The sequence below is a fragment of the Streptomyces sp. NPDC107522 genome, assembly GCF_055657525.1.
In genome coordinates this window covers 781,650-807,456 of the sequence record NZ_JBVKAU010000003.1, presented here as the reverse complement: position 1 = coordinate 807,456, position 25,807 = coordinate 781,650, and the positions used below count along the sequence as shown (strand labels likewise).

General features: G+C 72.2%; 21 protein-coding genes. 19 read left to right on the top strand and 2 right to left on the bottom strand.

Annotation, left to right across the window (positions count from 1 at the left end; all coding sequences use genetic code 11):
* Positions 1–99 precede the first annotated feature (99 nt).
* The 8 genes from ACZ7L6_RS13865 to ACZ7L6_RS13830 all read left to right on the top strand — a co-directional run bounded on the left by ACZ7L6_RS13865 (position 100) and on the right by ACZ7L6_RS13830 (position 10,607).
* Positions 100–3,516, top strand: a complete 3,417-nt coding sequence (locus ACZ7L6_RS13865) for a condensation domain-containing protein (RefSeq protein WP_471923329.1) — start codon at positions 100–102, stop codon at positions 3,514–3,516.
* Between the two features lie 149 nt (positions 3,517–3,665).
* Positions 3,666–3,911 (top strand): DUF6059 family protein, encoded by a 246-nt coding sequence (locus ACZ7L6_RS13860; protein ID WP_471923327.1) that lies wholly within the window; start codon positions 3,666–3,668, stop codon positions 3,909–3,911.
* Positions 3,908–5,476, top strand: a complete 1,569-nt coding sequence (locus ACZ7L6_RS13855) for an acyl-CoA carboxylase subunit beta (protein ID WP_471923325.1) — start codon at positions 3,908–3,910, stop codon at positions 5,474–5,476. The genes ACZ7L6_RS13860 and ACZ7L6_RS13855 overlap by 4 nt, the downstream gene beginning before the upstream one ends.
* A 20-nt stretch (positions 5,477–5,496) precedes the next feature.
* Positions 5,497–5,694 (top strand): acyl-CoA carboxylase subunit epsilon, encoded by a 198-nt coding sequence (locus ACZ7L6_RS13850; protein WP_471923323.1) that lies wholly within the window; start codon positions 5,497–5,499, stop codon positions 5,692–5,694.
* A gap of 110 nt (positions 5,695–5,804) precedes the next feature.
* Positions 5,805–6,173: a hypothetical protein gene (locus ACZ7L6_RS13845; RefSeq protein WP_471923321.1), complete on the top strand. Its 369-nt coding sequence runs from the start codon at positions 5,805–5,807 to the stop codon at positions 6,171–6,173.
* Between the two features lie 45 nt (positions 6,174–6,218).
* Positions 6,219–7,637: an FAD-binding oxidoreductase gene (locus tag ACZ7L6_RS13840; protein ID WP_471923319.1), complete on the top strand. Its 1,419-nt coding sequence runs from the start codon at positions 6,219–6,221 to the stop codon at positions 7,635–7,637.
* Between the two features lie 309 nt (positions 7,638–7,946).
* Positions 7,947–8,909 carry a GNAT family N-acetyltransferase gene (locus ACZ7L6_RS13835; protein WP_471923317.1) on the top strand — a complete coding sequence of 321 codons (963 nt, stop codon included), beginning with the start codon at positions 7,947–7,949 and terminating at the stop codon, positions 8,907–8,909.
* 81 nt (positions 8,910–8,990) lie between these two features.
* Positions 8,991–10,607 (top strand): FAD-dependent oxidoreductase, encoded by a 1,617-nt coding sequence (locus tag ACZ7L6_RS13830; RefSeq protein ID WP_471923315.1) that lies wholly within the window; start codon positions 8,991–8,993, stop codon positions 10,605–10,607.
* An 18-nt stretch (positions 10,608–10,625) separates the two neighbouring features.
* On the opposite strand, the gene ACZ7L6_RS13825 is transcribed toward ACZ7L6_RS13830, so the two are convergent.
* Positions 10,626–11,147, bottom strand: a complete 522-nt coding sequence (locus ACZ7L6_RS13825) for a MarR family winged helix-turn-helix transcriptional regulator (protein WP_471923313.1) — start codon at positions 11,145–11,147, stop codon at positions 10,626–10,628.
* A gap of 119 nt (positions 11,148–11,266) precedes the next feature.
* Between ACZ7L6_RS13825 and ACZ7L6_RS13820 the strand changes: the two genes are divergently transcribed.
* The 4 genes from ACZ7L6_RS13820 to ACZ7L6_RS13805 all read left to right on the top strand — a co-directional run bounded on the left by ACZ7L6_RS13820 (position 11,267) and on the right by ACZ7L6_RS13805 (position 17,572).
* Positions 11,267–12,802, top strand: coding sequence for an FAD-dependent monooxygenase (locus ACZ7L6_RS13820; protein WP_471923311.1), 1,536 nt, complete (start codon positions 11,267–11,269; stop codon positions 12,800–12,802).
* Positions 12,803–13,034: 232 nt separating this feature from the next.
* A complete protein-coding gene (locus ACZ7L6_RS13815; RefSeq protein WP_471923309.1) occupies positions 13,035–14,699 on the top strand; it encodes an MDR family MFS transporter in 1,665 nt (554 codons plus the stop codon).
* Between the two features lie 192 nt (positions 14,700–14,891).
* Positions 14,892–15,923 carry a methyltransferase gene (locus ACZ7L6_RS13810; protein ID WP_471923307.1) on the top strand — a complete coding sequence of 344 codons (1,032 nt, stop codon included), beginning with the start codon at positions 14,892–14,894 and terminating at the stop codon, positions 15,921–15,923.
* A 44-nt stretch (positions 15,924–15,967) separates the two neighbouring features.
* Entirely contained in the window at positions 15,968–17,572 is a 1,605-nt protein-coding gene (locus ACZ7L6_RS13805; RefSeq protein WP_471923305.1) for an FAD-dependent oxidoreductase, read from the top strand.
* A 79-nt stretch (positions 17,573–17,651) separates the two neighbouring features.
* Here the strand turns inward: ACZ7L6_RS13805 and ACZ7L6_RS13800 are convergent, their stop codons facing one another.
* On the bottom strand, positions 17,652–19,241 hold the full coding sequence (locus ACZ7L6_RS13800) for an FAD-dependent monooxygenase (protein WP_471923303.1): 1,590 nt from the start codon (positions 19,239–19,241) through the stop codon (positions 17,652–17,654).
* Between the two features lie 229 nt (positions 19,242–19,470).
* On the opposite strand from ACZ7L6_RS13800, the gene ACZ7L6_RS13795 reads away from it, so the two are divergent.
* The 7 genes from ACZ7L6_RS13795 (at position 19,471) to ACZ7L6_RS13765 (ending at position 25,787) form a co-directional block, all read left to right on the top strand.
* A complete protein-coding gene (locus ACZ7L6_RS13795; RefSeq protein ID WP_471923301.1) occupies positions 19,471–19,923 on the top strand; it encodes an anthrone oxygenase family protein in 453 nt (150 codons plus the stop codon).
* Positions 19,920–20,483 (top strand): PNPOx family protein, encoded by a 564-nt coding sequence (locus ACZ7L6_RS13790; RefSeq protein ID WP_471923299.1) that lies wholly within the window; start codon positions 19,920–19,922, stop codon positions 20,481–20,483. The genes ACZ7L6_RS13795 and ACZ7L6_RS13790 overlap by 4 nt, the downstream gene beginning before the upstream one ends.
* Positions 20,480–22,357, top strand: coding sequence for an asparagine synthase (glutamine-hydrolyzing) (gene asnB / locus ACZ7L6_RS13785; RefSeq protein WP_471923297.1), 1,878 nt, complete (start codon positions 20,480–20,482; stop codon positions 22,355–22,357). Before ACZ7L6_RS13790 ends, asnB begins: the two co-directional genes overlap by 4 nt.
* Before the next feature lie 91 nt (positions 22,358–22,448).
* Positions 22,449–22,820, top strand: a complete 372-nt coding sequence (locus ACZ7L6_RS13780; protein WP_232655845.1) for a TcmI family type II polyketide cyclase — start codon at positions 22,449–22,451, stop codon at positions 22,818–22,820.
* A complete protein-coding gene (locus ACZ7L6_RS13775; protein ID WP_471923295.1) occupies positions 22,817–23,248 on the top strand; it encodes a cupin domain-containing protein in 432 nt (143 codons plus the stop codon). The genes ACZ7L6_RS13780 and ACZ7L6_RS13775 overlap by 4 nt, the downstream gene beginning before the upstream one ends.
* Positions 23,245–24,528 carry a beta-ketoacyl-[acyl-carrier-protein] synthase family protein gene (locus ACZ7L6_RS13770; protein ID WP_471923293.1) on the top strand — a complete coding sequence of 428 codons (1,284 nt, stop codon included), beginning with the start codon at positions 23,245–23,247 and terminating at the stop codon, positions 24,526–24,528. Before ACZ7L6_RS13775 ends, ACZ7L6_RS13770 begins: the two co-directional genes overlap by 4 nt.
* Positions 24,525–25,787, top strand: a complete 1,263-nt coding sequence (locus tag ACZ7L6_RS13765) for a ketosynthase chain-length factor (RefSeq protein ID WP_471923291.1) — start codon at positions 24,525–24,527, stop codon at positions 25,785–25,787. The genes ACZ7L6_RS13770 and ACZ7L6_RS13765 overlap by 4 nt, the downstream gene beginning before the upstream one ends.
* Positions 25,788–25,807: the final 20 nt, after the last annotated feature.

Here is a 25,807-nt window from a genome sequence, read left to right as displayed (position 1 = left end):
CTCCCGCACGCGGATACCGTGCGCCATGCATACATATGTCGGCCGCAAGCATGAGCAGGCAGGCCGGCTTCCGTGTGCCATGGAAAGGAGCGGTGGCTCATGAGCAAGGGCCCTGCCGAAGATCCGGCACTGACCGTGGTGACCCTCGGACCGGTCCTCGAGCTGTACGGGAACCTCGACCCGGCCCTGCTGGAGACGGCCCTCGCACATACCGTCGCCCGCCGCGCCGACCTGTGCACCTGGCGCGTCGACGCCGGTGACGCGCCGGTTGTGAACCCCGGTGAGCTGTACGCCCGGCTCCAGCGGCACGGGCCCACGTACCACACCCTGTGCCTGACCGCCCGCGGTACCGCAGCGGCCGCCCCGGATCCGCACCCCCCGGTGGGACTGCTGGCGGACTCGCTGACCGCGGCGACGGGTCCACCACCGCTGGAGCGAGGCCTGCGCGCCGTGCTCGACGCCCTGCACCAGGCCCCGCACCGGGCCCACCACAGCCTGCTGTTGCGCCTGCACGGGACCGTCGACCCGGAGATCCTGCGACGGGCCCTGCGCGCCGTTGTGGCCGCGCATCCGATGGTGCGCACCCCCCTGGGCCCGGCGCCGGGAGGTGGCCTGCAGCTCGGCACCCGCGCGCAGGGCCCGCAAGCGCCGGAGGACTTTCTGACCACGGCCCGGTTCCCCGACCGCACCGCCTTCGACGCGGCCGTGGCCGACACGCGCCGCGGTCTCGACCCCCGCTCGGGAGCATCGCTGCGTGCCCTGCACGCCCAGGGTGGGGTGCCCGGTTGCGACCCGGCCGACCTGCTGTTCCTCGCCGTGCACGATCTGGCCGCCGACCCGGCGTCCTGGCGGGTCCTGCTCGAGGACCTCGACATGGCGCTGGAGGCGCTCATGGCCGGCCGGGAACCGCAGCTGTGCGCCGACGAGGGCTGGCGGAAGGGCTGGGCCACGGGGCCGGCCGCCCCGGATGCGGACCGGTGGGATGCCGCCGGGGATGCGCAGCCGCCGGGTGCGCCCGACGACCTCGCCCCGGTGACCGCCGCCGAGGCACCGTCCGCCGCCGGGGACACGCGGACGCAGCACGCCCACTTCACGCTGCCGCCCGAGGAGGCCAGGCGGCTCGTCACCGTCCTCCCGGACCGCTACGGGATGTCCGGCCCCGAAGTACTCGCGGGAGCCGTCGGGCAGGCCGTGGCCCGCTGGCTGCGCACGCACGACGTCGTCTTCGACCTGTGCACCGACGGACGTACCGTGCCGCTCGGGCAGGCGCGCACCGTCGGTCCGTACACCCGCTCCCGGTCCGTCCGGCTGGACAGCGACCGGCACCTGCCACCCGACTGCTATCTGGCCGCCGCCCTGCCCGCCCTCACCGCCGCCGACGACAGCCATGGGCACGTCGGTCCGGCACCTGCCGGCACGCGGCGCTCGGTACCCGTTCGCCTCGTCCACCACGAACCGGGCGAGCTGCCGGGGCCCGCACGCAGTTTCACCGTCGTGTCGAGCGGACCGGGCCGGCTGCCGCAGCCGGCCGAGGAGCCGGACCACGGGCTGGAGGTCCGCACCTACGTCGAGGACGGCCTGCTGCACGTGCGAGCCCGGTGGTCCCCCCGCCCCGGCGACGATCCCGCCCGCACCACCCTGGACGAGCTCTGCGACCACCTGCGCTGTCTCCTGGAGCGGCTGGCCGATCCGGCGGCGGAGGGGCAGCCGGTCTTCGCGGGACCGGCCGTCCCGGCCACGCCACGCCAGCGGGAACTGCTGGCCGAATCCCTCGCCCACGCCGATGCGGGACATCACGTCGAACAGCTCCACTGGACCTGGCACGGCCCGCTGGACGGCGAGCGGTTCACCGCGGCATGGCAGGCCGTGTGTGACAACGAGATGCTGCTCCGCGCCGCGTTCGACCCGCGCGACCACACTCGGATCACCCTCCACGACCGCGCCACCCTGCAGGTCGTACGGCTGTCGCACACCGACACCGGCTGGGGCCCGCTGCTCGAGCGCGACCGCCGTCGCGGCCTGAACCTGCACCGGCCGGGCGCGCTGCGGGTCACTGTGCTCGATGCTCCGCGGACCCGGTCCGGGACGGTGGAGCAGGCCAAGATCCTGCTCACGTTCCACCAGGCGCTGGTCGACACCTGGAGCGCACGGGTGCTGCTCCGCGCGTTCTACCGCGCCTACCTCCGCGGGGGCTCCCCGGCGGGCGGCGAGAGACGGCCTGACCTGCGCGACTACGCCCGGTGGCTCGGCAGCCGGGATCCTTCCCCCGCGCGGGAGTTCTGGGCACGGGCGCTTTCGCCGCACGGCGTGGCCGTGCAGCCGGCCTGCGCGCCAACCCGGTCCAGGGGGTTCGGGCGCGTCTCCCGGCGACTGTCGCCCTCGGAGGCGGGGCGGCTCGTCCACTGGGCGGCGACCTGGGGCGTCACCGAGAGCATCGCGCTGCAGGCCGCATGGGCGCTGCTGCTGTACCGGGCCACGGGTGCCGACCGGCCGGCCATGGTCGGCTTCGGGGTCTCCGTCGACGGCCGGGGCATCGGCCTGGAGGGTGTGGAGCAGTTGACGGGTGCGCTGTCCGGCGTGCTGCCGGTGACCGTGGACGTCGACCCGGCAGCCACCGTCCCGCAGCTTCTCGCTGCGTTGCGGGACCGCGCCCTGGACATGTCCGCGTACGAATGGGTCGGCGCCGGGCAACTGCGGCAGTGGAGCGGACGCTCCGCAGAGGACGCCCTCTTCGCCACCGCCGTGCGCTTCGAACGCCCCGTGCCGCCCGCCGACGACCTGACCGCGCAACTCGCCGCCCAGGGCATCCGCGTCGAACCGCCGCGGAGCACCGGCTCCTCCAGCCCGCTGACGGTCGGCCTCCTCGCCCGCCACGACCCTCTCGGCAGGCTGGTGATCACCGCCGTGCACGACCGGGGCCGGCTCGCCGACGCCGAGGCGGCCGGACTGCTCGCCCAGACCATGCGGCTGCTGCGGACCTTCCCGGACATGGCGGACGGCAGCCGGCCCATCACCGAAGTCCTCGGGGCCCTGCCGGGCGCCGACTCACCGCGCGCGGTGCCCGTCCGGCCCGACGCCGTCCTGGTCCCGCTCCGCGCGAGCCGGCGCGCCGACGGTCCGGCCGTCTGCCTTGTCCCGCCACCGGACGCGGACCACGACTGCTACGGCGCCCTGGTGCCGCTGCACACCGGTCCCGAGCTGATGCTGGCGGTGAACACCGGCCGGGCCGAACCCGACACCGTGGCGCAGGCGTTGCGGGTCGCACTCGGCCCACGCCGCCCCCTGGTGCTGGCGGGCTGGTCGGGCAGCGGGCAGCTGGCCCGGCGCATCGCCCGGAGCATGAACGACGCCGCCGGGCCCGGGCCGCTCACGGTGACGCACGGGGCAGGCGAGACCGATGCCCCCTCCCTGGCCCGCACCCTGGCCCGGGTGTTCGCCCTGCTCGACGAGGGGCGGGTCCCGGGGACGGGCGCGGACGCTCCGCAGGCACCGGCGCACGACTCCGAACGGCCTTGACGAGGCTGTATCCGGCCGGTTCTCGAGCGCACCTCCAAGCACCTTTGAGCCCGTCCTGTGAGTGTGGGCGAGTCCGACACTGCGTATCGGGAAGTGAGGAGGACGGTCATGCCGCTGCTGACGGGTGCGTCCTCGGTGACGGGGGACTTGTGGGTGCCTGGTCGATAACCACCGCGTTTCTACGAGCCATCGGCCGGTCGCTGGCGGCGGCAGGCGCCATCTGGGTCTACATCCCCGTGCCGGATGAATCGGGGCAGGAGTGGGTCCCGGACGAGAAGCGGGTCCTGCTCAAACCCCCGCCGGGGCACCCCGAGCGGCTTCGTCCCGACGTCCCGCTCAGTGCGGTCGAACGGCACCTGGCACGCTCGCTGTCGCACCCGGAGGACAACGCATGAGCATCGCTACCGAGGGGCCGGTACATGACCGGCTGACCGAACTCGCCGAGATCAAGGCGCTGGCGGCCGGCGGCCCCGACGACAAGGCCACGGCACGGCAGCACGCCAAAGGCAAGCTGACCGCCCGCGAACGCATCGACCTCCTGCTGGACGAGGGTTCGTTCCAGGAGATCGAGGCGCTGCGCCGGCACCGTGCGACCGGGTTCGGGCTGGAGGACAAGCGGCCCTACACCGACGGTGTGATCACCGGATGGGGCACCGTCCACGGCCGTACCGTCTTCGTCTACGCACACGACTTCCGCATCTTCGGCGGCGCCCTCGGCGAGGCCCACGCGGCGAAGATCCACAAGGTGATGGACCTGGCGCTGGCGGCCGGCGCCCCCCTGGTCTCCCTCAACGACGGCGCCGGCGCCCGTATCCAGGAGGGTGTCACCGCGCTCGCCGGCTACGGCGGCATCTTCCAGCGCAACACCAGAGCCTCCGGTGTGATCCCGCAGATCTCCGTGATGCTCGGCCCGTGCGCGGGCGGCGCCGCCTACTCGCCGGCCCTGACGGACTTCGTGTTCATGGTGCGCGAGACCTCGCAGATGTTCATCACCGGACCCGACGTCGTCAAGGCCGTCACCGGTGAGGAGATCACGCAGAACGGGCTCGGCGGTGCCGACGTCCACGCCACCGTCTCCGGCGTCGCGGCCTTCGCCTACGACGACGAGGCCGCGTGCCTGGAGGACGTGCGCTACCTGCTGTCCCTGCTGCCGTCCAACAACCGTGAGACGGCGCCGCGTCAACCGTCACAGGACCCGGCCGCCCGGCTGACCGAGAGCCTGCGGGAGATCGTCCCGGCCAACGCCAACCAGGCGTACGACATACGCGCGGTCATCGAGGAGATCGTCGACGACGGGGAGTACTTCGAGATCCAGCCCGGCTGGGCCACCAACGTGGTGTGTGTCCTCGTCCGCCTGGACGGGCACGTCACGGGCGTCGTGGCCAACCAGCCCTCCGCCTTCGCCGGGGTCCTCGACATCCACGCCAGTGAAAAGGCCGCGCGCTTCGTGCAGTTCTGCGACGCCTTCTCCATCCCCCTGGTGACCCTCGTGGACGTACCCGGCTTCCTGCCGGGCGTGGACCAGGAGCACGGCGGGATCATCCGGCACGGCGCCAAGCTGCTGTACGCGTACTGCAACGCGACCGTCCCGCGGGTGCAGCTGATCCTGCGCAAGGCGTACGGCGGCGCGTACATCGTCATGGACTCGCGGTCCATCGGCGCGGACGTGTCGCTGGCCTGGCCCAGCAACGAGATCGCCGTCATGGGGGCCGAGGGCGCCGCCAACGTCATCTTCCGCCGGGAGATCGCCGCTGCCGACGATCCCGACGCCGTGCGCGCGCAGAAGATCAAGGAATACCAGTCGGAGCTGATGCACCCCTACTACGCCGCCGAGCGCGGCCTGGTGGACGACGTCATCGACCCCGCCGAGACCCGCTCGGCGCTGATCGGGGCGCTCGGGATGCTGCGCTCCAAGTACGCGGACATCCCGTCCCGCAAGCACGGCAACCCGCCGGTGTGACGGGCGAGGGGACGATACCCATGACCACCTGGCAGATCACCGGCGGCCACCCCTCGGCGGAGGAGACCGCGGCCCTCACCGTGGTCCTGACGGCCCTGCTGACGCAGCGCGCCGCCGCGGCCCAGGAGACGACGACGGACCGCGGGACCGCGGACTCCGGCTGGCACCGGGCACACCACAACCCGCACCGGTCCGCCGGGACGTGGCGCGGAAGGTGAGCCCCGCTCCCCACCTGTGCTGCAGGGCAGTTCGAGCATCGCTCCAGCACCGGGCGGCACCGTATCGACGGCACACGACGCAATCCGAGACCCATGTCAGGAGAATCGCCATGACGGACCCGAGGCTGGTCGGAACCTGGACCACGGTGCTGGAGGACGACGGCAAGTCCGTGGTCGGGCTGGCTTCCTTCACGGGTGACGGCGGCGTCACCTGCTATCAGGCCAACACCAAGAACATCGGCCTGGGCAACTGGGAGTCCACCGGCAAGGACTCCTTCGACTACAACTTCCACATCATCGCCGTCAGCCCGGAGGGCGAGCACGTCGGCGAGGCCCACGTCTTCGTGACCGGCGAGTTCGTCTCCGACGACCGCTGGGAGGGCACCGGCGGCGCCAACTTCTACTCGCCCACCGGTGAGTTCCTGCGCGGCCATGAGGGTTCCAAGGTCACCGCCAGCAAGTTCGGCATCGACAAGTAGCCGGGACAGGGCACCCCGGACCGGCAAGCCACGGAGGAAGAACCCATGCTGCGCGATGAACTCAAGGGTGAGCTCGTTCTCCCGTCCGATCCGGGGTACCCACTCGCCAAGCAGCTCCAGAACACCGAGTACGACACCGTCACACCGCACGCCATCGCCTACTGCGAGTCCGTCGACGACGTCCTCGCCTGCGTGCGCCACGCCCGGGAGAACGGCATCCCCGCGCACGTCCGCGGCGCCGGGCACAGCTTCAACGGCTGGTCGACCGGTACGGGCCTGGTCATCGACCTGTCCCGGATGAACCACGCCGTCGCCGACGGCCCCACCGTGCGCATCGGCGCCGGCATCCAGTCGCTCGACGCGCTCGACATCCTCAAGCCGCTGGGCCGCCAGATCATCACCGGTACCTTCCCCACCGTCAGCCAGGGAGGCTTCCTGACCGGCGGCGGACTGGGCTGGCAGACCCGCAAGTTCGGGGTCGGCAGCGACCGGATCGTCTCCGCCCGCGTCGTCCTCGCCGACGGCCGGACCGTGCGCGCGTCCGCGGACGAGCACCCCGACCTGTACTGGGCGCTTCGCGGTGGCGGTGGCGGGAACTTCGGCATCGTCACCGAGTTCGAGCTGCGCCCCGTCGACGCCCCGCGGCTGACCGGCTTCGAGACCCTCTGGTCGCACGAGGACGCCGCCGACGTACTGACCGCCTGGCAGGCGTGGGCGGCCGAGGGATCCGACGACCTCGGCACGTCCCTCGTCGTGCTGCCCGGCATCTTCGGCCCCGGCGGCAAGCCGGTCGTCAAGATCTGGGGAGTGCACCACGGCGCACCCGAGGAGCTCGAGCACGCCCTCGACGAGCTCACCGAGCGCACCGGCACCAAGCCCCTGCACCGCGAGGTCGGCACGCGTGGGCTGTACGCCGACGTCATGCACGAGGCACTCTGCGGCTCCAAGACCGTCCAGCAGTGCCACCGCACCGGCACCCACCCCGACGCGGTCGGCCACCGCCACCCCTACACCCGGCAGGCCTACCGGCTCACCGACCGCCCCGTCACCCGCGCGGAGGCCGACGCCCTGCTGCAGGCCTGGAACCCGGACCTGGACAACGAGCGCTATCTGCTGTGCATCGCGCTCGGCGGCGCCGCCAACCGCGTCGGTCGCACCGAGACCGCGTACGTGCACCGGGACGCGCAGTTCCTGACCGGTTTCCAGATCGCGACCCGCGACGAGGACGCGGCGGTCCAGGGCCCGGCGGAACTCGACGAGTGGGCCGACCGGTGCGGCGCCGCCCTCGCCCCCCTGGCCGGCGGCTCCTACATCAACTTCCCCAGCTCGCGGGTGCCGGCGCAGTGGGAGAGCGACCACTACGCGGAGAACGCCCCCCGGCTGCGCGCCGTCAAGCGCGCCTACGACCCCGACGGCTTCTTCCGGCACGGCCAGAGCATCGGCGGCGCGGCGCCGGTCGGCTGACCACGGCTGCAGGACGTCACGGCCGGCGCGGACCCGGACCACTACGGCCGCCGGTGCACGCAGACCGCCGCACTGTGCCCGGTCCGGAAAACTCGACGGCCACCCGCGTCGGGCGCATCGCGGCACCGCGCCCGACGTCCACCTCCGACCAGGTGCCGGTCCTGGACCGGCCCGCCTCCAGGGCGCGTCCGTGCCGCCGATGAGCGCCGACGCCGCCCTGCCGCGGTGGTTCGGGCCCGGGGATGTGCGGATCCCCGGGCTCGAGTCCCGCTCCACGGACGTACGACCGCCGCGGCACACCATGCCTCCATGGACATCCGCAGCCTCGACGGCGACGACCCGGCCACGATCTCCCTTCTCCTCCCGGGCTTCCAGGAGACGATGAGCCTCGAACTTCCCGGCGATCCGCCGGTTTCGGAGGCCCTGCTGGCCCGTCTCCTGCAGCGCCGGCACGGCGCCGACCGGGTGGTCCTGGCCGCCTTCGACGGCGGCCTGCCCGCCGGCTGCACCAAGCTCGGCCTCGACCTCGGCGACCCGACCGGCCCCGGCCACGGCTCGCTGTGGGTGTTCCCCTGCTTCCGCCGCCGCGGCGCGGGCACCGCCCTGGTGGACGCTGCCCGAACCGAACTGCGCGCCCGCGGTCGAAGCCACCTCATGGTCGACGCACCCGACACCCCCGCCGCCGCGGCCTTCGCCTCCGGGTGCGGCGCGGAGCTGCGCGGCACGAACCTGCGCAATCGCCTCTTCCTGCGTGGCCCGGCCCGCACCTCACTCGACGAGCTCGCCGCCCGCGCCGTACCCGGCCACCACCTGGTGCAGTGGACCGACCGCTGCCCCGACGAACTCGTCGACTCCTACGCCCGCGCATGGAGCACCCTCGACGCACCGGTCAACGGCCAGGCGCAGGTGCGCACCCCCACCGCCGACGACGTGCGAGCGCGCGAGGCCGAGGCCGGGCGGGCCGGACACCGCCAGTACGTGACCGCCGCCGTCGCCGACGACTCCGGCGAAGTCGCCGGGTACGGCACGCTCTTCGTCCGCGACAGCCCGATGGCGGACGCGGGCGAGACCCTCGTGCTCGCCGATCGGCGGCGCCGCGGCCTCGGCACCTGGCTCAAGGCGGACCTGCTGGCCCGGGCCGCCCACGAGAACGAGGGCCTGGTGCTGGTGCAGGCCTGGAACGACGTGCACAACGACGCGGTCGTCGCCCTCAACCGTCGCCTCGGATTCCAGGCGGACAGTTCCTGGTCCACGTATTCCCTCAAGGCCTGACCACCCGAGCCGCGTTCGAGTTCAGGTCCACCGACCGCTGCCACGATCCGCACAGACCGGCATCCGCGAGAGGGGTTCTTTGTGAGTACCAGCGACACACGTGTACTGATCGTCGGCGGCAGTCTCGTCGGCCTGTCCACCGCGGTGTTCCTCGCACATCACAAGGTGCCCTGCACCGTCGTCGAGCGGCACCCGAGCACCTCCATCCATCCCCGCGCGGTCGGCTACTACCCGCGCACGGCCGAGCTCCTGCGCACGGTCGGGGTCGAGGAGGACGCCAAGGAGGCGGCGTCCGGCTTCGAGAAGCACAAGACTCGCGCCGGTGTGGTGTCGCTGGCCGGCGAGGTCCTCTTCAGCAAGGAGGAGCTGGAGGGCGGGGACGAGCTCTCCGACCTGACCCCCTCCAAGCTGCTGCTGTTGCCGCAGGACCGGCTGGAGCCGATCCTGCGCGCCCGGGCCGAGAAGCTCGGCGCCGACCTGCGGTTCAGCACCGAGCTGGTCTCCTTCACGCAGGACGACGACGGGGTCACCGCCGTCGTCGGCACCGCGGAGGGCGTCGAGAGCATCCTGCGCGCCGACTATCTGGTGGCCGCGGACGGGCCGCGCAGCACGGTGCGTGAGTCCCTCGGCATCGCCCGCGAGGGCCGGGGGGTGCTCTCCCGGCACGTCAGCATCGCCTTCGGCGCCGACTTCGGCGCGGTGCTCGGCGACCGCCGCTACAGCGTCGTACACGTCAAGAACGACACGGTCACCGGCATCCTGGTGCACGACGACACCCTCACCGAGGGCACGCTGATCGTCGGCTACGACCCCGACAAGGGCGAGAGCCTGGAGGACTTCACCGACGCCCGCTGCGCCGAACTGGTCTCAGCGGCCATCGGCTCGGACGAGGTCGAGGTCACCGTCCGCTCCCGCTTCCCCTGGGACATGGCCGAGCTGGTGGCCGACACCTTCGTCCAGGGCCGGGTGCTGATAGCGGGCGACGCCGCCCACCAGATCCCGCCCACCGGCGGGTACGGGGCCAACACCGGCATCGCCGACGCCTTCAACCTGGCCTGGAAGCTGGCCCTCGTCCTCGAGGGAACCGCAGGCCCGGGGCTGCTGACCACCTATCAGGAAGAGCGCCGGCCGGTCGGCCTCTACACCGCGCAGCAGGGCTCGCTTCAGCTGGCCATGCGCTCGGGCACCGCGACCGAGGAGCAGCAGGCCGCCACCGACGACGCGATGACCGTGACGATGGGCCAGGCCTACCGCTCCGGTGCGTTCGTCCCCGAGACGGGGGCCACGCAGCTGCCGTTGACGTCCGACCCGCGCACGCTGCGCGGCGAGCCCGGCACCCGCGCCCCGTACGTGGTGCTGGAGCGGGACGGCGCCCCGCTGGCCACACTCGATCTGTTCGGCACCGGCTTCGTGCTGATGGCCGGTCAGGACGGCGGTTCCTGGGCCGAGGCGGCCGAGGCGGCAGCCGCCGAGACCGGCGCGCGCCTCACCTTCCACCGCATCGCCGCGACCGCCCAGGACGGCGGCGCACTGGCCGACCCGGACGGCCGCTGGAACGCCGCCTACGGTGTCCGCGCAGACGGAGCCGTCCTGGTACGCCCGGACGGGATCGTCGCCTGGCGCTCCCCGGGCGGGGTGCCGGCCGACGACCAGGGCGCGGCGCTCACCGCGGCGCTGCGGCGCATTCTCGCGCGCTGAGCGATGAACGGCGGGCGGTCATCCGCCGACCGACGCGTCGCGTGCCTCGGCCACCGAGCCGACGTACTTGATCAGCAGCCGGGCGAACTGCAGCCGCTCGTCCTCGGGCCAGTCCCGGGTGATGAACTCGAAGGCCGCCCGCTGGTGGCGCCGGAAGGCCGCCAGCATCTCCAGCCCCTGGTCGGTCATCTCGAGGATCGTGCGCCGTCCGTCCTGCTGGGACGCGGCACGGACCAGGTAGCCCGCGGAGATGCAGTCGGTGACCATGCGGCTGGCCACGGAAGGGTCCACGGCCAGCCGTTCCGCGACGACTCCGACGGTGATCTCCTGGCCGTTGTCCTCCGGTCCCTCCTCCACGATGTTGAGCACCAGGGTCCGGCTCATGTCCTTGCGGGACACCGGTTTCTCCACGTTCAGCGCGGCGGCGCGGCGCAGCCGCGAGAACGCCGGGCCCACCGCGTCCAGCAGAGCGTCCTCGGCGAGCGGGCCGTGCGCGCCCGAGCGCCGCGTGCTCTTCGGCCTGGTGCTCGAAGGTTCCATGCCACACATCCTAGGCGCGAGGATGTCAGGCGTTCGGAATGTGCATGTTCACAATTTGTTGCATGATTGCATGCATATAGTCAGACCTCAATCCACTCTTCTCCCCTGGAAGGACCGCAATGCCGAACACCAAGGACTTCGATTTCGACGTCCTCATCGTCGGCGGAGGCCCGGTGGGCATGCTGCTCGCCTCCGAACTCCGCATCTCCCGTGCCAAGCCCGTCGTCCTGGAGCGCCTCACCGAGCGGACCCCCCACTCCAAGGCCTTCGGTCTGCACGCCCGTTCGCTGGAGTCGCTCGACCGCCGCGGCCTGGTCGAGCGTTTCCGTGACGGCGCCCGCTCGTGGAACAACGGCCATTTCGCGGGGCTCGACGTCTGGGTCGACTTCTCCCTGCTCGACAGCGCCCACAACTACGCGCTGCTGTCCGAGCAGACCCGCACCGAGCGCCTGCTCGAGGAGCGCGCGGAGGAACTCGGTGTCCCGGTCCGCCGCGGCCACGAGGTGACCGCCGTCCGGCAGGACGCGGACGGCGCCGAGGTCGATGTCACCGGCCCCGAGGGCTCCTACACGCTGCGCGGCCGCTATGTCGTCGGCACCGACGGAGGCCGCAGCCTGGTCCGCAAGTCCGCGGGCATCGGCTTCCCCGGCACCGGCGGCCGCGTCACCGCGCGCCTGGCCGACGTCGTGCTCGCCGACCGCGAGAAGGCGCCGATGGGCATGGAGCGCACCGAGCGCGGACTGCTCTTCTGCGTCCCGCTCGACGACACGTACCACCGCGTCGCCACCTTCGACTTCCAGCAGGGCAAGGAGGCGGGCACCGAGCTGACGATGGAGGAGTTCACCGACAGCCTGCGTGAGATCTGGGGCGACGACCTCGGCGCGAGCGAGCCGCGCTGGCTGTCCTGGTTCACCGACTCCGCCTGCCAGGCCGAGCGCTACCGCGAGGGGCGCGTCTTCCTGGCCGGTGACGCGGCGCACACGCACTTCCCCGTCGGCGGCCAGGGCGTCAACCTCGGTCTGCAGGACGCCCTCAACCTCGGCTGGAAGCTGGCCGCGCAGATCAACGGCTGGGCCCCGGAGGGTCTGCTCGACACGTACGACAAGGAGCGCCAGGGGCCGGCCCGCAAGGTGCTGGCCAACACCCGCGCGCAGATCGCGCTGATGAACCCCGACCCGTACGTCACCCAGCTGCGTGAGCTCTTCCAGGATCTGATGACGAAGGATCAGGTCAACCGCCACATCGCCGAGATGCTCAGCGGCGTCGCGGTCCGCTACGAGCTGCAGGGCCCCGAGCACCGGCTGCTCGGCGACTTCGCCCGCGACCTGACGCTGCAGACCGCGGACGGCACCGTCACCCTCCCGAAGCTCCTGCACCGCGGCACCTTCGCCCTGCTGGACCTGGGCGGCCGCCCGGAGATCTCCGAGGTGTACGAGGAGTGGGGCGCGACGCTGGGCTGGGCCGGCCGTGTGCGGCACGTCGTCGCCGAGTGCGCCGAGGAGCCGGAGCTCGCCGGTGTACTCGTCCGTCCCGACGGCTATGTCGCCTGGGCCGCCGACAAGGACACCTCGCCCGCCGAGGTCGCCGAGGGTCTGCGTACGGCCCTGGCCGCCTGGGCCGGGACCGGGGACCCCACCCGGGCCGTCTTCAAGTAGCGGGCGAGGAAGGGATGCGTATCCATGTCGTTGCGCATCCAATTGCATGCTAACATGCATGTATTACGGGACGGCGTGCTGAAGTCTCCGGGCAGTCATGGCCCGGTTCGGCATCCCCGTCCTCTGCGGCCCGGCCACTTCCACGGCCGGGTCCGGCCACACCTTTCACGCAGCACGTTTCACACGCAAGAAGTCACCATCCCCTAAGCCCCTTTCGGGCCCGGTAGCGAAGATGACACCGCCCGCCCCTCCAGGCGGCCGGTGCAAGGGGGGATCCCGACCGACCCTGAAAGGCGGTCCCGTCTTGTCCGCTTCCCCTGCCCAGGGGGCCGGGGGACGTAGTCCCTCCGGCACCCGAACCACACCGGTCCTGATCGCGTGCATGCTCTCCGCGTTCCTGGCCGTCCTCGACACGCAGATCGTCATCACCGCCCTGCCCCGCATCGCGGGCGACCTCCACGGCATGGGGCTCTTCGCGTGGGTGACCATCGCCTACGTCATCGCCGCCAGCGTGACCACGCCGATCTACGGCAAACTCGGCGACCTCTTCGGCCGCAAGATCACCCTCCTGTCCGCGCTGACCCTGTTCCTGGCCGGCTCCGCCCTCTCGGGCGCGGCCGGCTCGATGGAGCAGCTGATCGCCTTCCGCGCCGTGCAGGGCTTGGGCGCCGGCGGCATCTTCGTCTCCGTCCTCGCCACCATCGGTGAGCTGCTCACCCCGCGCGAAGGTGCCAGGTACCACGGCATGTTCGGCATGATCTTCGCCGGTGCCTCGCTGGCCGGCCCCGCCCTCGGCGGCGTCCTCACCGACGTGCTCAGCTGGCGCTGGGTCTTCCTGGTCAACCTGCCCGTCGGCATCGCCGCCGTCACCCTGATCGCCAAGTACCTGCACCTGCCGCGCACGCTCCGGAACACCAGGCTCGACCACGCCGGCATCGTCACCCTCTCCGCCGGCATCGTCGCGCTGACGCTCCTCACGTCCTGGGGCGGCGTCGAGTACTCCTGGACCTCCCCGCAGATCCTCGGCCTCGGCCTCGGGGCGCTGCTGTGCCTCGGCCTGTTCGTCAAGGCCGAGTCCACCGCCGCCGAACCGATCGTGCCGCTGCGCCTGTTCAGGGACTCCACCTTCACCCTCTCGCTGCTCGCCGCGGTCATCTGCGGTGTCGTCTTCGTCGGCTCGGTCAACTTCCTGGCCCTGTACGTCCAGGTCGTCACCGGAGCCGACCCCACCACCTCCGGTTTCGCCCTGGTACCGATGATGCTCGGTCTCGTGCTCGCCTCCGTCGTCGCCGGCAAGACCATCGGCAGGACCGGCAGGTACAAGGTCTTCCTCGTCCTGAGCATGTCCCTCGGCATCGTCGGTGCGCTGCTGCTGTCCACCATGGACGCCGGCACCCCGCGCACCGTGGCAGTCCTCCACATGGTGATCTTCGGCCTCGCCTCCGGCCTGTCCGCCCAGGTCTTCACGCAGGCCGCCCAGAACACGGCGCCTCCCAGGGACTTGGGTGCCGTGTCCGGCGCCGTGACCTTCGGACGCTCCTTCGGTACGTCCCTCGGCATGGCGCTCTTCGCCGCGGTCTTCTACAACCGGCTGACCGACGAGCTCGCCGCGCGCGTCCCGGCCGGTGCCCTCAAGGGCGTCGACCACGACTCGCTCTCCTCGCAGCCGGTCCTGCAGTCGCTCGCCGCACCGGTGCGCAGCGCGGTCGAGGAGTCCTACGCCGCCGCGCTCACCCCGGTGTTCCTCACGGCGCTGCCCCTGCTCGTGCTCGGCCTCGTCCTCACCCTGTCCATGAAGAACCTCACGCTCCGCTCCCGCCGCAACGGCGACGGCGGCACGCAGACCGGCCCCGCCGACGCCGTCGCCCGGGCCGGCAAGTCCCCCCGAGCGGCCTGATCGCACGAATCCCCCGCGTGTGATCCAAGGCCGAAGGGCTGCCCTCCCACCCCGCGTCTTCCGGTGGGAGGGCAGCCCTTCCTATGCCAGGGGGCCAGGCCCGCTTCAGGCCGGTTCGAGTGGGACTCCATGCGCACGGGCCATTGTCGGGGCGGGACCGTGGCGGTCCCCATGGCTTGCTAGGAGGCTCGCGTGACAACGACCGATGACCGTACGACGGCAGCGGCGGTCGACCCCGGTCCGCTGATCAAGCTGACCATCGCGGACTGCGCGGCCAAGGTGCTGCACAGCGCCGTGACGCTCGGGGTGTTCGGCGCACTCGCCGAAGGGCCGGCGGGGGCGGACCACATCGTTGCCGCGACCGGCCTGCACCCGCGCATGGCCCCCGACTTCCTCGACGCGCTCGCGGGCCTCGGCCTGCTCGAGCGCAACGGGGACCAGTACGGCAACGCGCCGCTGGCCCAGGCGTACCTCGTGCCCGGCGCCCCCACCTACCTCGGCGGGTTCGTCGAACTGACCAACGAGACCCTGTACAGCACCTGGGGCCGGCTCACCGAGGCCCTGACCACGGGAGCCCCGCAGCACCTCGACCCCGACAAGGGCGGCTTCGTGGGCGACAGGCACAAGGACCCGGAGAAGATGAAGCGCTTCTTCGCCGGTCTCGACGCCTACAGCGACCGGATGGGCATCGAGATCGCCGGCCGGATCGACTGGAGCCGCCACTCCTCCTTCGTTGACCTCGGCGGCGCGCGCGGCAACCTCGCGTCGGTCCTGGTCAGGGAGCACCCGCACCTGACGGCCGGGGTGTTCGACCTCGAGCGCACCCGCCCGCTGTTCACCGAGCACACCGCCCGTCTCGGCCTCGCCGACCGCATCGAGTTCACCGGCGGCGACTTCTTCACGGACGACATCCCGAAGGCCGACGTCATCGTGCTCGGCCACATCCTGCACGGCTTCGACACCGACCGGCGCCAGGAGCTGCTGCGCCGCGTCCACGCGTCCGTCAATCGCGGCGGGCAGATCCTCGTCTACGACCGGATGATCGACGACGAACGCCGCGACGCCGAGCGCCTGCTGTCCAGCCTCCACATGCGCCTGGTCAGCCCCGACGGCTCCGAGTACCGCACCGGCGACGTCAGCACCTGGCTGAGCCGGGCCGGATTCACCGGTATCACCACGGAGCCGCTGCTCGGCACGCACACGCTGGTGACCGCGACCCGATGACCGGCCAGACGGAGCCGCCCGCCCCGACCAACCAAGGAGTCACCATGCGCCAGGAGAAGGTGCCCGTTCTCATCGTCGGCGGTGGCCTCACGGGCCTGTCCGCCGCAGTGTTCCTCGCCCACCACGGGGTGAAGGCGACGCTGGTGGAGCGCCACCCCGGCACGTCCACCCACCCCAAGGCCCGCGCCATCAACCCGCGCACGATGGAGCTCTACCGTGCCGTCGGCATGGAGGAGCGCGTCCGGGCCGGACGTTCGCCGATCTCCGGCAACACCGACCTCGTGCACGTGGAGACCCTCGCCGGCAACGAGCGCGTCCGCATGCCCAACGCCTCCATCGAGGACATCAGCCGGATCAGCCCCGCGCAATGGACCCTCATCGACCAGAACCAGCTCGAGCCCATTCTGCGCAAGCGGGCCGAGGAGGTCGGCGTCGACCTGCGCTTCCACACCCGACTCGACGCCGTCACGCAGGACGCCGACGGCGTGACCGCCACCCTCACCGATGTCGGCACCGGCGAGACCTCCCGGCTGCGCGCCGAGTACGTCGTCGGCGCCGACGGCAGCCGCAGCCCGCTCCGCGAGCTGCTGGGCATCGGCGCGCACGGCCGCGGCACCATCACCAACCTGGTCAGCTTCTTCTTCGACGCCGACCTGACCGAGCCCCTGCGCGGCCGCAAGATCATCGCCGCCTATGTCAACAACCCCGACGTGCGCGGCACGATCATCCCGATCGACAACGACCGCAAGTGGGTCATCAACGTCTCCTTCTTCCCGGATAAGGGGCAGAGCGCCGAGGACTTCACCCCCGAGCGCTGCGTCGAACTGGTCCGCGCCGCCGTCGGCGTCCCCGACCTGCCGCTGACGATCGAGTCGGTCGACATGCCGGCCTGGGACATCTCGGCGCGCGTCGCCGACACGTTCGTCTCCGGCCGCTTCCTCGTCGCCGGCGACGCCGCGCACGTCATGCCGCCCACCGGTGCCTTCGGCGCCAGCACCGGCATCCAGGACGCCTACAACCTGGCCTGGAAGCTCGCCCTGGTGCTGGGCGGCAAGGCCGGCCAGGACCTGCTGGCCACGTACGACTCCGAGCGCCGCCCGGTTGCCGAGGAGACGGTGCGTCAGGCGATGCTGCGCTTCGCCGTCCGCGAGGGCAAGCAGTTCCAGGACGTCGCCAAGGACCTGGTCGACGAGACCACGATGACCTTCGGATACGCCTACCCGGCGGGCGCGTTCGCCGGTGAGGACCCGCAGCTGTGGACCGTCACCGAGAACCCGGACAAGCCCAGCGGCCGGCCCGGCTCACGCGCCCCGCACGTCGTCGTCGCCGGTGACCACGGCCCGTTCTCCACCGTCGACCTCTTCCCGGTCGGCTTCACGCTGCTGACCGCCGGCCCCGCCGCTCCCTGGGCCGCGGCCGCCGCGGCCGGCCGCGATCTCGGCCTGGTACTGAGCGTCCGCGGCATCGGCGAGGGCGGCGACTACGCCGACACCGAGGGTGCCTTCAAGGAGCGCTACGGGATCTCCGACGGCGGCGCGGTGCTGGTCCGCCCCGACGGCTTCGTGGCCTGGCGTTCCCAGCAAGGCCCCGAAGGCGACGTCGCCCGGACCGTGACCGGCGTGCTGCGCGGGATCCTCGCCCTGGACTGACCGACTCCCGGGTGCGAAACGACGTGGCGCGCCTCCCCGCCCGGGGAGGCGCGCCACGTCGTTGTGAGCGCCGGCCGTCTCAGACCGTCCGCGACAGCAACCGGTGCACGACCGCCGACAGTTCGACCGCCGGGTCCGCGGGCTGCTCGGCCGCCCGCCACGCCAGGAACCCGTCCGGGCGGACCAGCGCGGCACCCGAGGCGGTGATCCCGTACTGCTTCAGGAACTCCTCGACCACATCGGCCGGCTCCTCGCCGCCGACACGGTGGAAGGCGATGTCGATGCCGGTGAGCCGGGACACGCCGCCCGCGGCCGAATCCCACAGGCCGCTGTCCGGCCCGGCCAGCAACCGCCAGCCACCCGTCAGCAGGTCGTGCAGCGGGACGTCCGTGCCGCCGGAGCGCAGCTCGACGTGCGGGGCCCGGGTGCCCGGACGGCCCGAGGGCTGCGTGGGGTCCTCCACCGGGGCGCCGTCGTCCCCGCCGGGCTCGGCCAGCACCGCGCCCGAACGGTAGACGTGGCCGAACAGCACGGTCGTCTCGGGACGGTGCCGGGCCGCGACCTCCTCGTCGAGGCCGCTGCGCTGCAGGTAGCGGATCACTCCTTGCTCGGTGGTGAACTCGGCGACCGGGATCCGCTCGTCCTCGTAGCTGTCCAGCAGCTCCGGACCGGCCTGTCCGCGCAGCACCAGCGCCAGTTTCCACGCCAGGTTGTGCGCGTCCTGCACACCCATGTTGCCGCCGAAACCACCGGTGGGCGGCATGACATGGGCCGCGTCACCGGCCAGCAGCACCCGGCCGGAGCGGAACCGGTCGGCGATCCGTGCCGCGATCTCCCAGCTGCTGCTCGACTCCACCGCCACGTCCAGGTCCGGCACGCCGACCGCGGCCCGCACCATCTCGACGCAGTCCTCCTCGGAGTACTCGGCGTGGGTCTCCTGGGGCGGCAGGCTCGGCGCCAGCACCCAGCGGTCCGCGTCGTCGAGCCGGCCCAGCACACCCTTGACCTTGTCGTTGCTGACGAAGCAGAGGAAGAACTCGCGGCCGGCGACGTACTCGTCGAGCGCGGCGTGGAAGATGATGTTCATCTGGCGTCCGAAGACGCCCTGCCCGTGCGTGCCGATGCCCAGCCCCTCACGGATCGGGCTGCGGAACCCGTCCGCGGCGACGAGGTACTTCGCGCGGACCGTGGTCTCGGTGTCGTGCCGCAGGTCCCGCAGCACCGCGGTGACCCCGTCTGCGTCCTGCTCGTAACTCACCAGCTCGGTGGCGAACCGGATGTCCGCGCCCAGTTCCTCGGCCTTCGTGCGCAGGACCGGCTCGAAGCGGTCCTGGCCGATGAGGGTCCAGCCGGTGGTGCTGACCTCGTTCGGGTCGTGCCGGAAGGGCCCGTCGAAGCGGCCCAGTTCGGCGCCCGTGAGCGATTCCACCTGCAGGATGTCGCCGTACTGCGCGTGCGGGTTCTCCTGCCTGCGCACCTTCTGCTCCAGGCCCAGCGCACGCATCAGCTCCATCGTGCGGGGACTGGCCGCCTGGGCCCGCGGGTGCGCCGAGATGTGCGTGTGCCGCTCGACGAGCACCGGCCGGATGCCCTGCTGGGCGAGGAACAGCGCCTGGGCGAGGCCCACCATGCTGCCGCCCACGATCAGTACGTCGGTTTGTTCCGCCACCGGATGTGCTCCCTTGTCTCGATGCCGTTTCCGTCCTGATGCGGTTCCGGACTCCCGGCCAGCGAACAGGGCCCGGCTAGAGGGCCGCTCGGGCTGCGCACGCGCCCTGTGCCGCGGGTGCCCGGACCCGCCCGCCCGTCAAGACCGCTTCGAGCGGCACACGAGTCCTCGCTGGAAGCGTCGCCCTTACCGCTGTTGACGATCCGTGTGGGACGGGAGGCCTCGGGCTGTGGTGGAAACCCTGAGTGTGCTGGTGCTGCTGGGCACCGGGCTGGTGGCGGGAGTGCTGTTCGCCGTGGCGATCAGCGTCATGCCCGCCCTGATCGCGATGACCCCCGACCGCTATGTCGACACGCACAAGCTGCTCGGCAAGCGCTACGACCGGATCATGCCGTTCATCGTGTCCGGCTCCGTCGTCGTCGACGCGGCGTTCGCCGTGCGCGCCGACGCGGCCGCGCCGCGCGTGCTGTTCATCGCCGCGGCGCTCGCCATGACCGGCGTCGCCGTCGTCTCCCAGACCCGGAACGTCCCCATCAACAACCGGGTCAAGAAGACCCGGCCGGAGGACATCGGCCCCGACTGGGACGACCCGCGGACCCAGTGGCGCGACTGGCACCTGCTGCGCACCTGCTTCGCCGTCGCCGGCTGCGCCCTGACCGCAGCCGCGGTGGTGCTGTCATGACCGCGATCGAGCAGAGCACGGCGGCAGGCGGGCGCATCACCCGGACGCTGCCCGGCGACGAGGACCGCACCGCCGCCAACGCCCGTATGACCGCGATCCTCTCCAGGCCCGACCCCGGGCCGGTCGCGGCCCACCTCGCGCTGCTGCACTTCACGGGCCGCCGCACCGGACGCGCCTACACCGTGCCCGCGGGCGTCCACCGCATCGACGGCGCCCTGTACGTCGCCACCGGCAGCTCCTGGCGCCACAACTTCCGGGCAGGAGCCGACGGTGAGCTGACCTGGAACGGCAGGCGCACCGCGGCCCGCTTCGAGTTGGTCACCGACCTCGAGACGACCGCCCGCGGATACCTGGAGCTGTACGAGCGCTACGGCGCCGAAGCCGCCCAGCGCCGCCTCGGCATCACCGTGGCCGACGGGCCCGCGCCCGGCCTGGACGACTTCCGCTCCGCCGTCACCGGCATCCCGCTCGCCCTCGTCGCCGTCACGCTCGCCACCGACCCCGACACCGACACCGGCGACACCACCGAACTCGCCGTGAACGAGAGGACCTCCCGATGAGCGCAATCGCCGGCTGGGTCGACTTCGAGCGGGACCTTGCCCCGCGGGCCGACGTCGTCGAAGCCATGGCGGCCACCCTCGCCCACCGCGGCCCGGACGGCCAGGGCACCTGGGCCGAGGGCCACGCCGCTCTCGCCCACCGGCGCCTGGCACTTCTCGACGTGACGGAGTCGGGGAAGCAGCCGGTCGCCCACACCACCGAAGGCGGCACCACCGTCGCGGTCCTCACCCTCGACGGGGCCATCACCAACCACACCGAGCTGCGCACCGAACTGGCCGCCAAGGGCCACCGGTTCACCGGCGGCGGCGACGGCGAGACCGCCCTGCACGCCTACCTGGAGTGGGGCGCCGACTTCCTCACCCACTTGGAGGGCCTCTTCGCGATCGCCCTGTGGGACGTCCGCAGCCAGGAGCTCCTGCTGGCCCGCGACCGGCTCGGCGTGAAGCCGCTCAGCTACTACCCGACCCCCAACGGCGTCCTCTTCGGCTCCGAGGCCAAGGCGATCCTCGCCCACCCCGACGTGGAACCGGTCGTGGACGCCGACGGCCTGCGCGAGCTGTTCGCGCACAGCCGCAAGCCCGGCACGGCCGTCTACCGCGGCATGCGCGAGGTCGTCCCCGGCCACGTCCTCGTCGTGCGCCGCCCGGGCAGCCACGACAGGCGCTACTGGTCGCTGCCGGCGTGGCAGCACACCGACAGCCTCGAGGACACGGTCACCACCGTCCGCGGCCTGCTCGCCGACGCGGTCGCCTCCCACCTGCGCGCCGACGTCCCGGTGGGCGCGATGCTCTCCGGCGGCATCGACTCCAGCGCCCTGACGGCCCTGGCCCACCGGACGCTCACCGCCGACGGCGCCGCCCCGCTGCGCAGCTTCTCGGTGAACTTCACCGGCTACACCGAGAACTTCGAGCCGCACCCCACGATGCGCTCCACACCGGACGCGCCCTTCGCGGCGCTCGCCTCGCAGCACATCGGCTCGCGGCACACCGAGATCCTCCTCGACACGGCCGCGCTCACGGACCCCGGGGTGCACGCCGCCTCCCTGCGCGTGCAGGACGCCCCGTCCCCGCTCGGCGACATGGACGTCTCCCTCATCCGGTTCTTCGCCCGGCTGCGCGCCGAGGGCTTCGCCGCCGTGCTCTCCGGCGAGACCGCCGACGAGGTCTTCAACGGCTACTTCTGGGCCTACGACCCCGAGCACAGCAACTCGCAGACGTTCCCGTGGGTCTCCTTCGAGCGCGGCCACGACGCCGCCGCCGGCGGCCTGGGCACCTCCATGGTCGACCGCCGGCTGCGCAAGGAACTCGACTTCATCGGCTACGCCGACCAGCACTACCGCGACGCCCTCACCGAGGTCCCGCACGTCGACGGCGACACCCCCGCGGAGCGCCGGGCCCGCGAGGTCACCTACCTCGCCCTCACCCGCTGGGCACCCACGCACCTCGACCGCGCCGACCGCATGAGCATGGCCCACGGCGTGCAGCTGCGGCCGCCGTTCTGCGACCGTGCCCTGGTCGAGTACGTCTACAACGTGCCGGCCGCCATGAAGCGCGTGGACGGCGTGGAGAAGAGCCTGCTGCGCTCCGCGGTCGCCGACCTGCTGCCCGAGGCGGTGCTGCACCGCAAGAAGAGCGCGTACCCGACCACCCAGGAAGCGGCCTACGGCGACTTCGTGCGCCGGCGGTTCACCGAGCTGGCCGCCGACCGCAGCGCGGCCGTGGCGGGCCTGCTGGACGCCACCGCCACCGCTGCAGCGGTGGGTTCCACCAACTCGCCCAAGGGCGCCTTCGCCTGGGTCGAGCGGGCCAGCATGGAAATGGTGCTGCAGCTCGAGACCTGGCTGACCGAGTACCGGATCGACCTGCGGCTCTGACCGCCCGGGCCGCCGGTCCAGACCGCTTCAAGACAGCTTCGAGAGCCCCCCGCGAGGGTGGGGTAACGACCGAAGAAGCCAGGAGGGCAACGTGCACCGCACACTGATCGTGGCGCGGATGAATCTCGCCGACGCCGAGGGCGTCGCCAAGGTCTTCGCGGACTCGGACAGCACCGACCTGCCGCACATGGTGGGCGTCTCCAGGCGGACCCTGTTCGCCTTCCACGACCTGTACTTCCACCTCGTCGAGGCCGAGCAGGACATCGGCCCGAACCTGTACAAGGCGCGCAGCCACCCGCTGTACGACGACATCAACACCCGCCTGCAGGAGTTCATCTCCCCCTACGACCCGAACTGGCGTGAGCCGCGCGACGCGATGGCCGTGCCGTTCTACACCTGGACCCCGCAGGACGGTCCGGTCACCACCAAGCCGTCCGGTCCGACCCTGGGCGGTACGCGATGACCACGACGGCGAACCCCACGAAGGTCAACCTCGACGACGTCGCCTCCAACCGCAAACGCGGCGGCGACATCCGGATCACCCTCAGCCCCCGCACCGTCGGCTGCACCTCCGGCTTCGGCGGGACGCTGAGGCTGTCCCCGGGGGAGTACGTCACCGAGCACCTGCACCCGTACTCCGAGGAGTTCCTGCACGTGATCTCCGGTGATCTGGAGATCAGCCTCGACGGGGAGCCCGTACGCATCGGCCCGGGCGATTCCCTGCTCGTCCCGATCGGCGTCCGTCACCGCCTGGTCAACGCCGGCCAGGAACCGGCACAGGTGGTGTTCCACCTGTCCCCCCTGGCGCCGCGTCCGGAGCTCGGCCACGTCGACACCGAGACGCCGCTCGTGGAGGGCGGCGCCAACCCGGACGTCGGAGGGGCCCGATGAGCCGTCGTGCCGTCATCACCGGGGTCGGCGCCGTCGCCCCCGGCGGCATCGGCCGGGACGCCTACTGGGACCTGCTGTCCAACGGCCGCACGGCCACCCGGGAGATCACCCTGTTCGACGCGTCGGACTTCCGCTCCCGGGTCGCCGCCGAGTGCGACTTCGACCCGGTGGCCGCGGGCCTGAGCAACCAGGAAGTCCGCCGGATGGACCGGGCCGCCCAGTTCGCGGTCGTCGCCGCCCGTGAGGCCATCGAGGACAGCGGGATCGACCTCGGAGCCGCAGACGCGGGCCGGATCGGCGTCAGCATCGGCAGCGCCGTCGGCTGCACCACCGGTCTGGAGGACGAGTACGCGGTCCTGTCGGACGGCGGCAAGAACTGGCTCGTCGACCACACCTACGGTGTGCCGCACCTGTACGGCTACATGGTCCCCAGCACGCTGGCGGCCGAAGTCGCCTGGCAGGCAGGGGCGGAGGGACCCGTCGCACTGATCTCCACCGGCTGCACGTCCGGCCTGGACGCGGTCGCCCACGGCGTCCAGCTCATCGAGGAAGGCACCGCCGACATAGTCATCGCGGGCGCGACCGACGCCCCGCTGTCACCGATCACCTCCGCCTGCTTCGACGCCATCAAGGCGACGACGCCCAACACCGGAGGCGACCCCGCCGCGGCTTCCCGGCCCTTCGACGGCCGCCGCGACGGGTTCGTCCTCGGCGAGGGCGCCGCGGTCATGGTGATCGAGGACGCCGAGTCGGCGCGTCGCCGGGGTGCCACCGGCTACGCCGAGGTGGTGGGCTTCGCCGGCCGCTCCAACGCGTTCCACATGACCGGGCTCAAGCCAGAGGGCCGTGAGATGGCCGAGGCCATCCGCGTCGCCCTGGACCGCGCGCACCTCGACCCGGAGGACATCGACTACATCAACGCGCACGGCTCGGGCACCAAGCAGAACGACCGGCACGAGACGGCCGCGTTCAAGCGGAGCCTGGGGCATCGCGCGTACGAGATTCCGGTCAGCTCCATCAAGTCGATGATCGGGCACTCGCTGGGTGCGATCGGCTCGCTGGAGGTCGCCGCGTGCGCCTTGGCGCTGCGTCATCAGGTGGTGCCCCCGACGGCCAACCTGTCGGTCCCGGACCCCAAGTGCGACCTCGACTACGTGCCGGTGACCGCTCGGGAGCACCGGATGGACCACGTGCTCAGCGTCGGCAGCGGATTCGGCGGCTTCCAGAGCGCCATGATTCTCGGCCGTCCCGGCGCCGGGGCCGGAAGGGCGGCGGCATGAGCGCGCTCGGCATACCCGAAGGGCCACGGCGTCCCGCGGTCGTCACCGGCCTCGGCGTGGTCGCCCCCACCGGCATCGGGGTCCGCCGGCACTGGGAGTCGGTGCTGGCCGGCAAGAGCGGCCTGGGCCGCATCACGCGCTTCGACCCGTCCTCGTACCCGGTGAAGGTGGCGGGGGAGGTGCCGGGCTTCGACGCCCGCGACCACGTTCCCAGCCGCCTCATCATGCAGACCGACCGCTACACGCATGTCGCTCTCGCGGCCGCGGAGGCCGCGCTCGCCGACGCCGGCGCCGATCCGGCGCAGCTGCCCGAGTACGAGATGGCCGTGGTCACGGCGAGCTCATCGGGCGGCACCGAGTTCGGCCAGCACGAGATGGAGAACCTGTATCAGCAGGGTCCGGCCTGGGTCGGCGCCTACCAGTCGATCGCCTGGTTCTACGCGGCCACCACCGGCCAGGTCTCCATCCGCCACGGCATGCGTGGCCCCTGCGGTGTCATCTGCGCCGAGCAGGCCGGTGGCCTGGACGCGCTGGGCCAGTCCCGGCGGCTGCTGGACACCGGCTCCCGGCTGGTTCTGTCCGGTGGTACGGACGCCTCGCTGTGCCCGTACGGCCTGAGCGCCCAGCTGTCCACCGGCGCGCTGTCCACCGAGGACGACCCGGCCCGCGCCTACCTGCCCTTCGACGACGCCGCCCGCGGCTACGTACCCGGCGAAGGCGGCGCCATCCTGGTCGTGGAGACGGAGGAGGGTGCCCGCGAGCGAGGCGCCTCGCACTACGGCCGGATCCTCGGCTACGCCGCCGGGTTCGACCCGCCCGCCGGCTCCGGGCGCCCGCCCGTGCTCGCCGCGGTGATCCGGCGTGCCCTCGCGGACGCCGGTATCACTGCTGACGCCGTGGACGTCGTCTTCGCCGACGCTGTCGGCGTCGCAGAGCTCGACCGCGCCGAAGCCGCCGCGATCAACGAGGTGTTCGGTGCCGGCCGGGTGCCGGTGACCGCACCCAAGACGCTCACCGGCCGCCTCTACGCGGGCGGTGCGGCGCTGGACGTGGCGACCGCCCTGCTCAGCCTGAGCGCAGGCGTCATCCCGCACACCGCCGGCCCGGGCCGCCCCGCCGCGGAACTGGGCATCGACCTGGTCGTCGACCGCCCCCGGCACACCACACCCCGGACCGCTCTGGTCCTGGCCCGCGGGCACGGCGGCTTCACCTCCGCGCTGGTCGTGGGGGCCGGGAACCGCACCGAGCACGCCAAGTGACCCCCGCACAAGCGAAAGGC

Excerpts from the sequence above, each read along its gene's own strand:
- ACZ7L6_RS13770 (WP_471923293.1), top strand. The coding sequence starts at position 23,245 with ATGAGCCGTCGTGCCGTCATCACCGGGGTCGGCGCCGTCGCCCCCGGC.
- ACZ7L6_RS13825 (WP_471923313.1), bottom strand. The coding sequence starts at position 11,147 with ATGGAACCTTCGAGCACCAGGCCGAAGAGCACGCGGCGCTCGGGCGCG.
- ACZ7L6_RS13790 (WP_471923299.1), top strand. The coding sequence starts at position 19,920 with ATGACCGCGATCGAGCAGAGCACGGCGGCAGGCGGGCGCATCACCCGG.
- ACZ7L6_RS13850 (WP_471923323.1), top strand. The coding sequence starts at position 5,497 with ATGACCACCTGGCAGATCACCGGCGGCCACCCCTCGGCGGAGGAGACC.
- ACZ7L6_RS13815 (WP_471923309.1), top strand. The coding sequence starts at position 13,035 with ATGACACCGCCCGCCCCTCCAGGCGGCCGGTGCAAGGGGGGATCCCGA.
- ACZ7L6_RS13820 (WP_471923311.1), top strand. The coding sequence starts at position 11,267 with ATGCCGAACACCAAGGACTTCGATTTCGACGTCCTCATCGTCGGCGGA.
- ACZ7L6_RS13775 (WP_471923295.1), top strand. The coding sequence starts at position 22,817 with ATGACCACGACGGCGAACCCCACGAAGGTCAACCTCGACGACGTCGCC.
- ACZ7L6_RS13805 (WP_471923305.1), top strand. The coding sequence starts at position 15,968 with ATGCGCCAGGAGAAGGTGCCCGTTCTCATCGTCGGCGGTGGCCTCACG.
- ACZ7L6_RS13865 (WP_471923329.1), top strand. The coding sequence starts at position 100 with ATGAGCAAGGGCCCTGCCGAAGATCCGGCACTGACCGTGGTGACCCTC.
- asnB (WP_471923297.1), top strand. The coding sequence starts at position 20,480 with ATGAGCGCAATCGCCGGCTGGGTCGACTTCGAGCGGGACCTTGCCCCG.
- ACZ7L6_RS13765 (WP_471923291.1), top strand. The coding sequence starts at position 24,525 with ATGAGCGCGCTCGGCATACCCGAAGGGCCACGGCGTCCCGCGGTCGTC.
- ACZ7L6_RS13840 (WP_471923319.1), top strand. The coding sequence starts at position 6,219 with ATGCTGCGCGATGAACTCAAGGGTGAGCTCGTTCTCCCGTCCGATCCG.
- ACZ7L6_RS13835 (WP_471923317.1), top strand. The coding sequence starts at position 7,947 with ATGGACATCCGCAGCCTCGACGGCGACGACCCGGCCACGATCTCCCTT.
- ACZ7L6_RS13855 (WP_471923325.1), top strand. The coding sequence starts at position 3,908 with ATGAGCATCGCTACCGAGGGGCCGGTACATGACCGGCTGACCGAACTC.
- ACZ7L6_RS13845 (WP_471923321.1), top strand. The coding sequence starts at position 5,805 with ATGACGGACCCGAGGCTGGTCGGAACCTGGACCACGGTGCTGGAGGAC.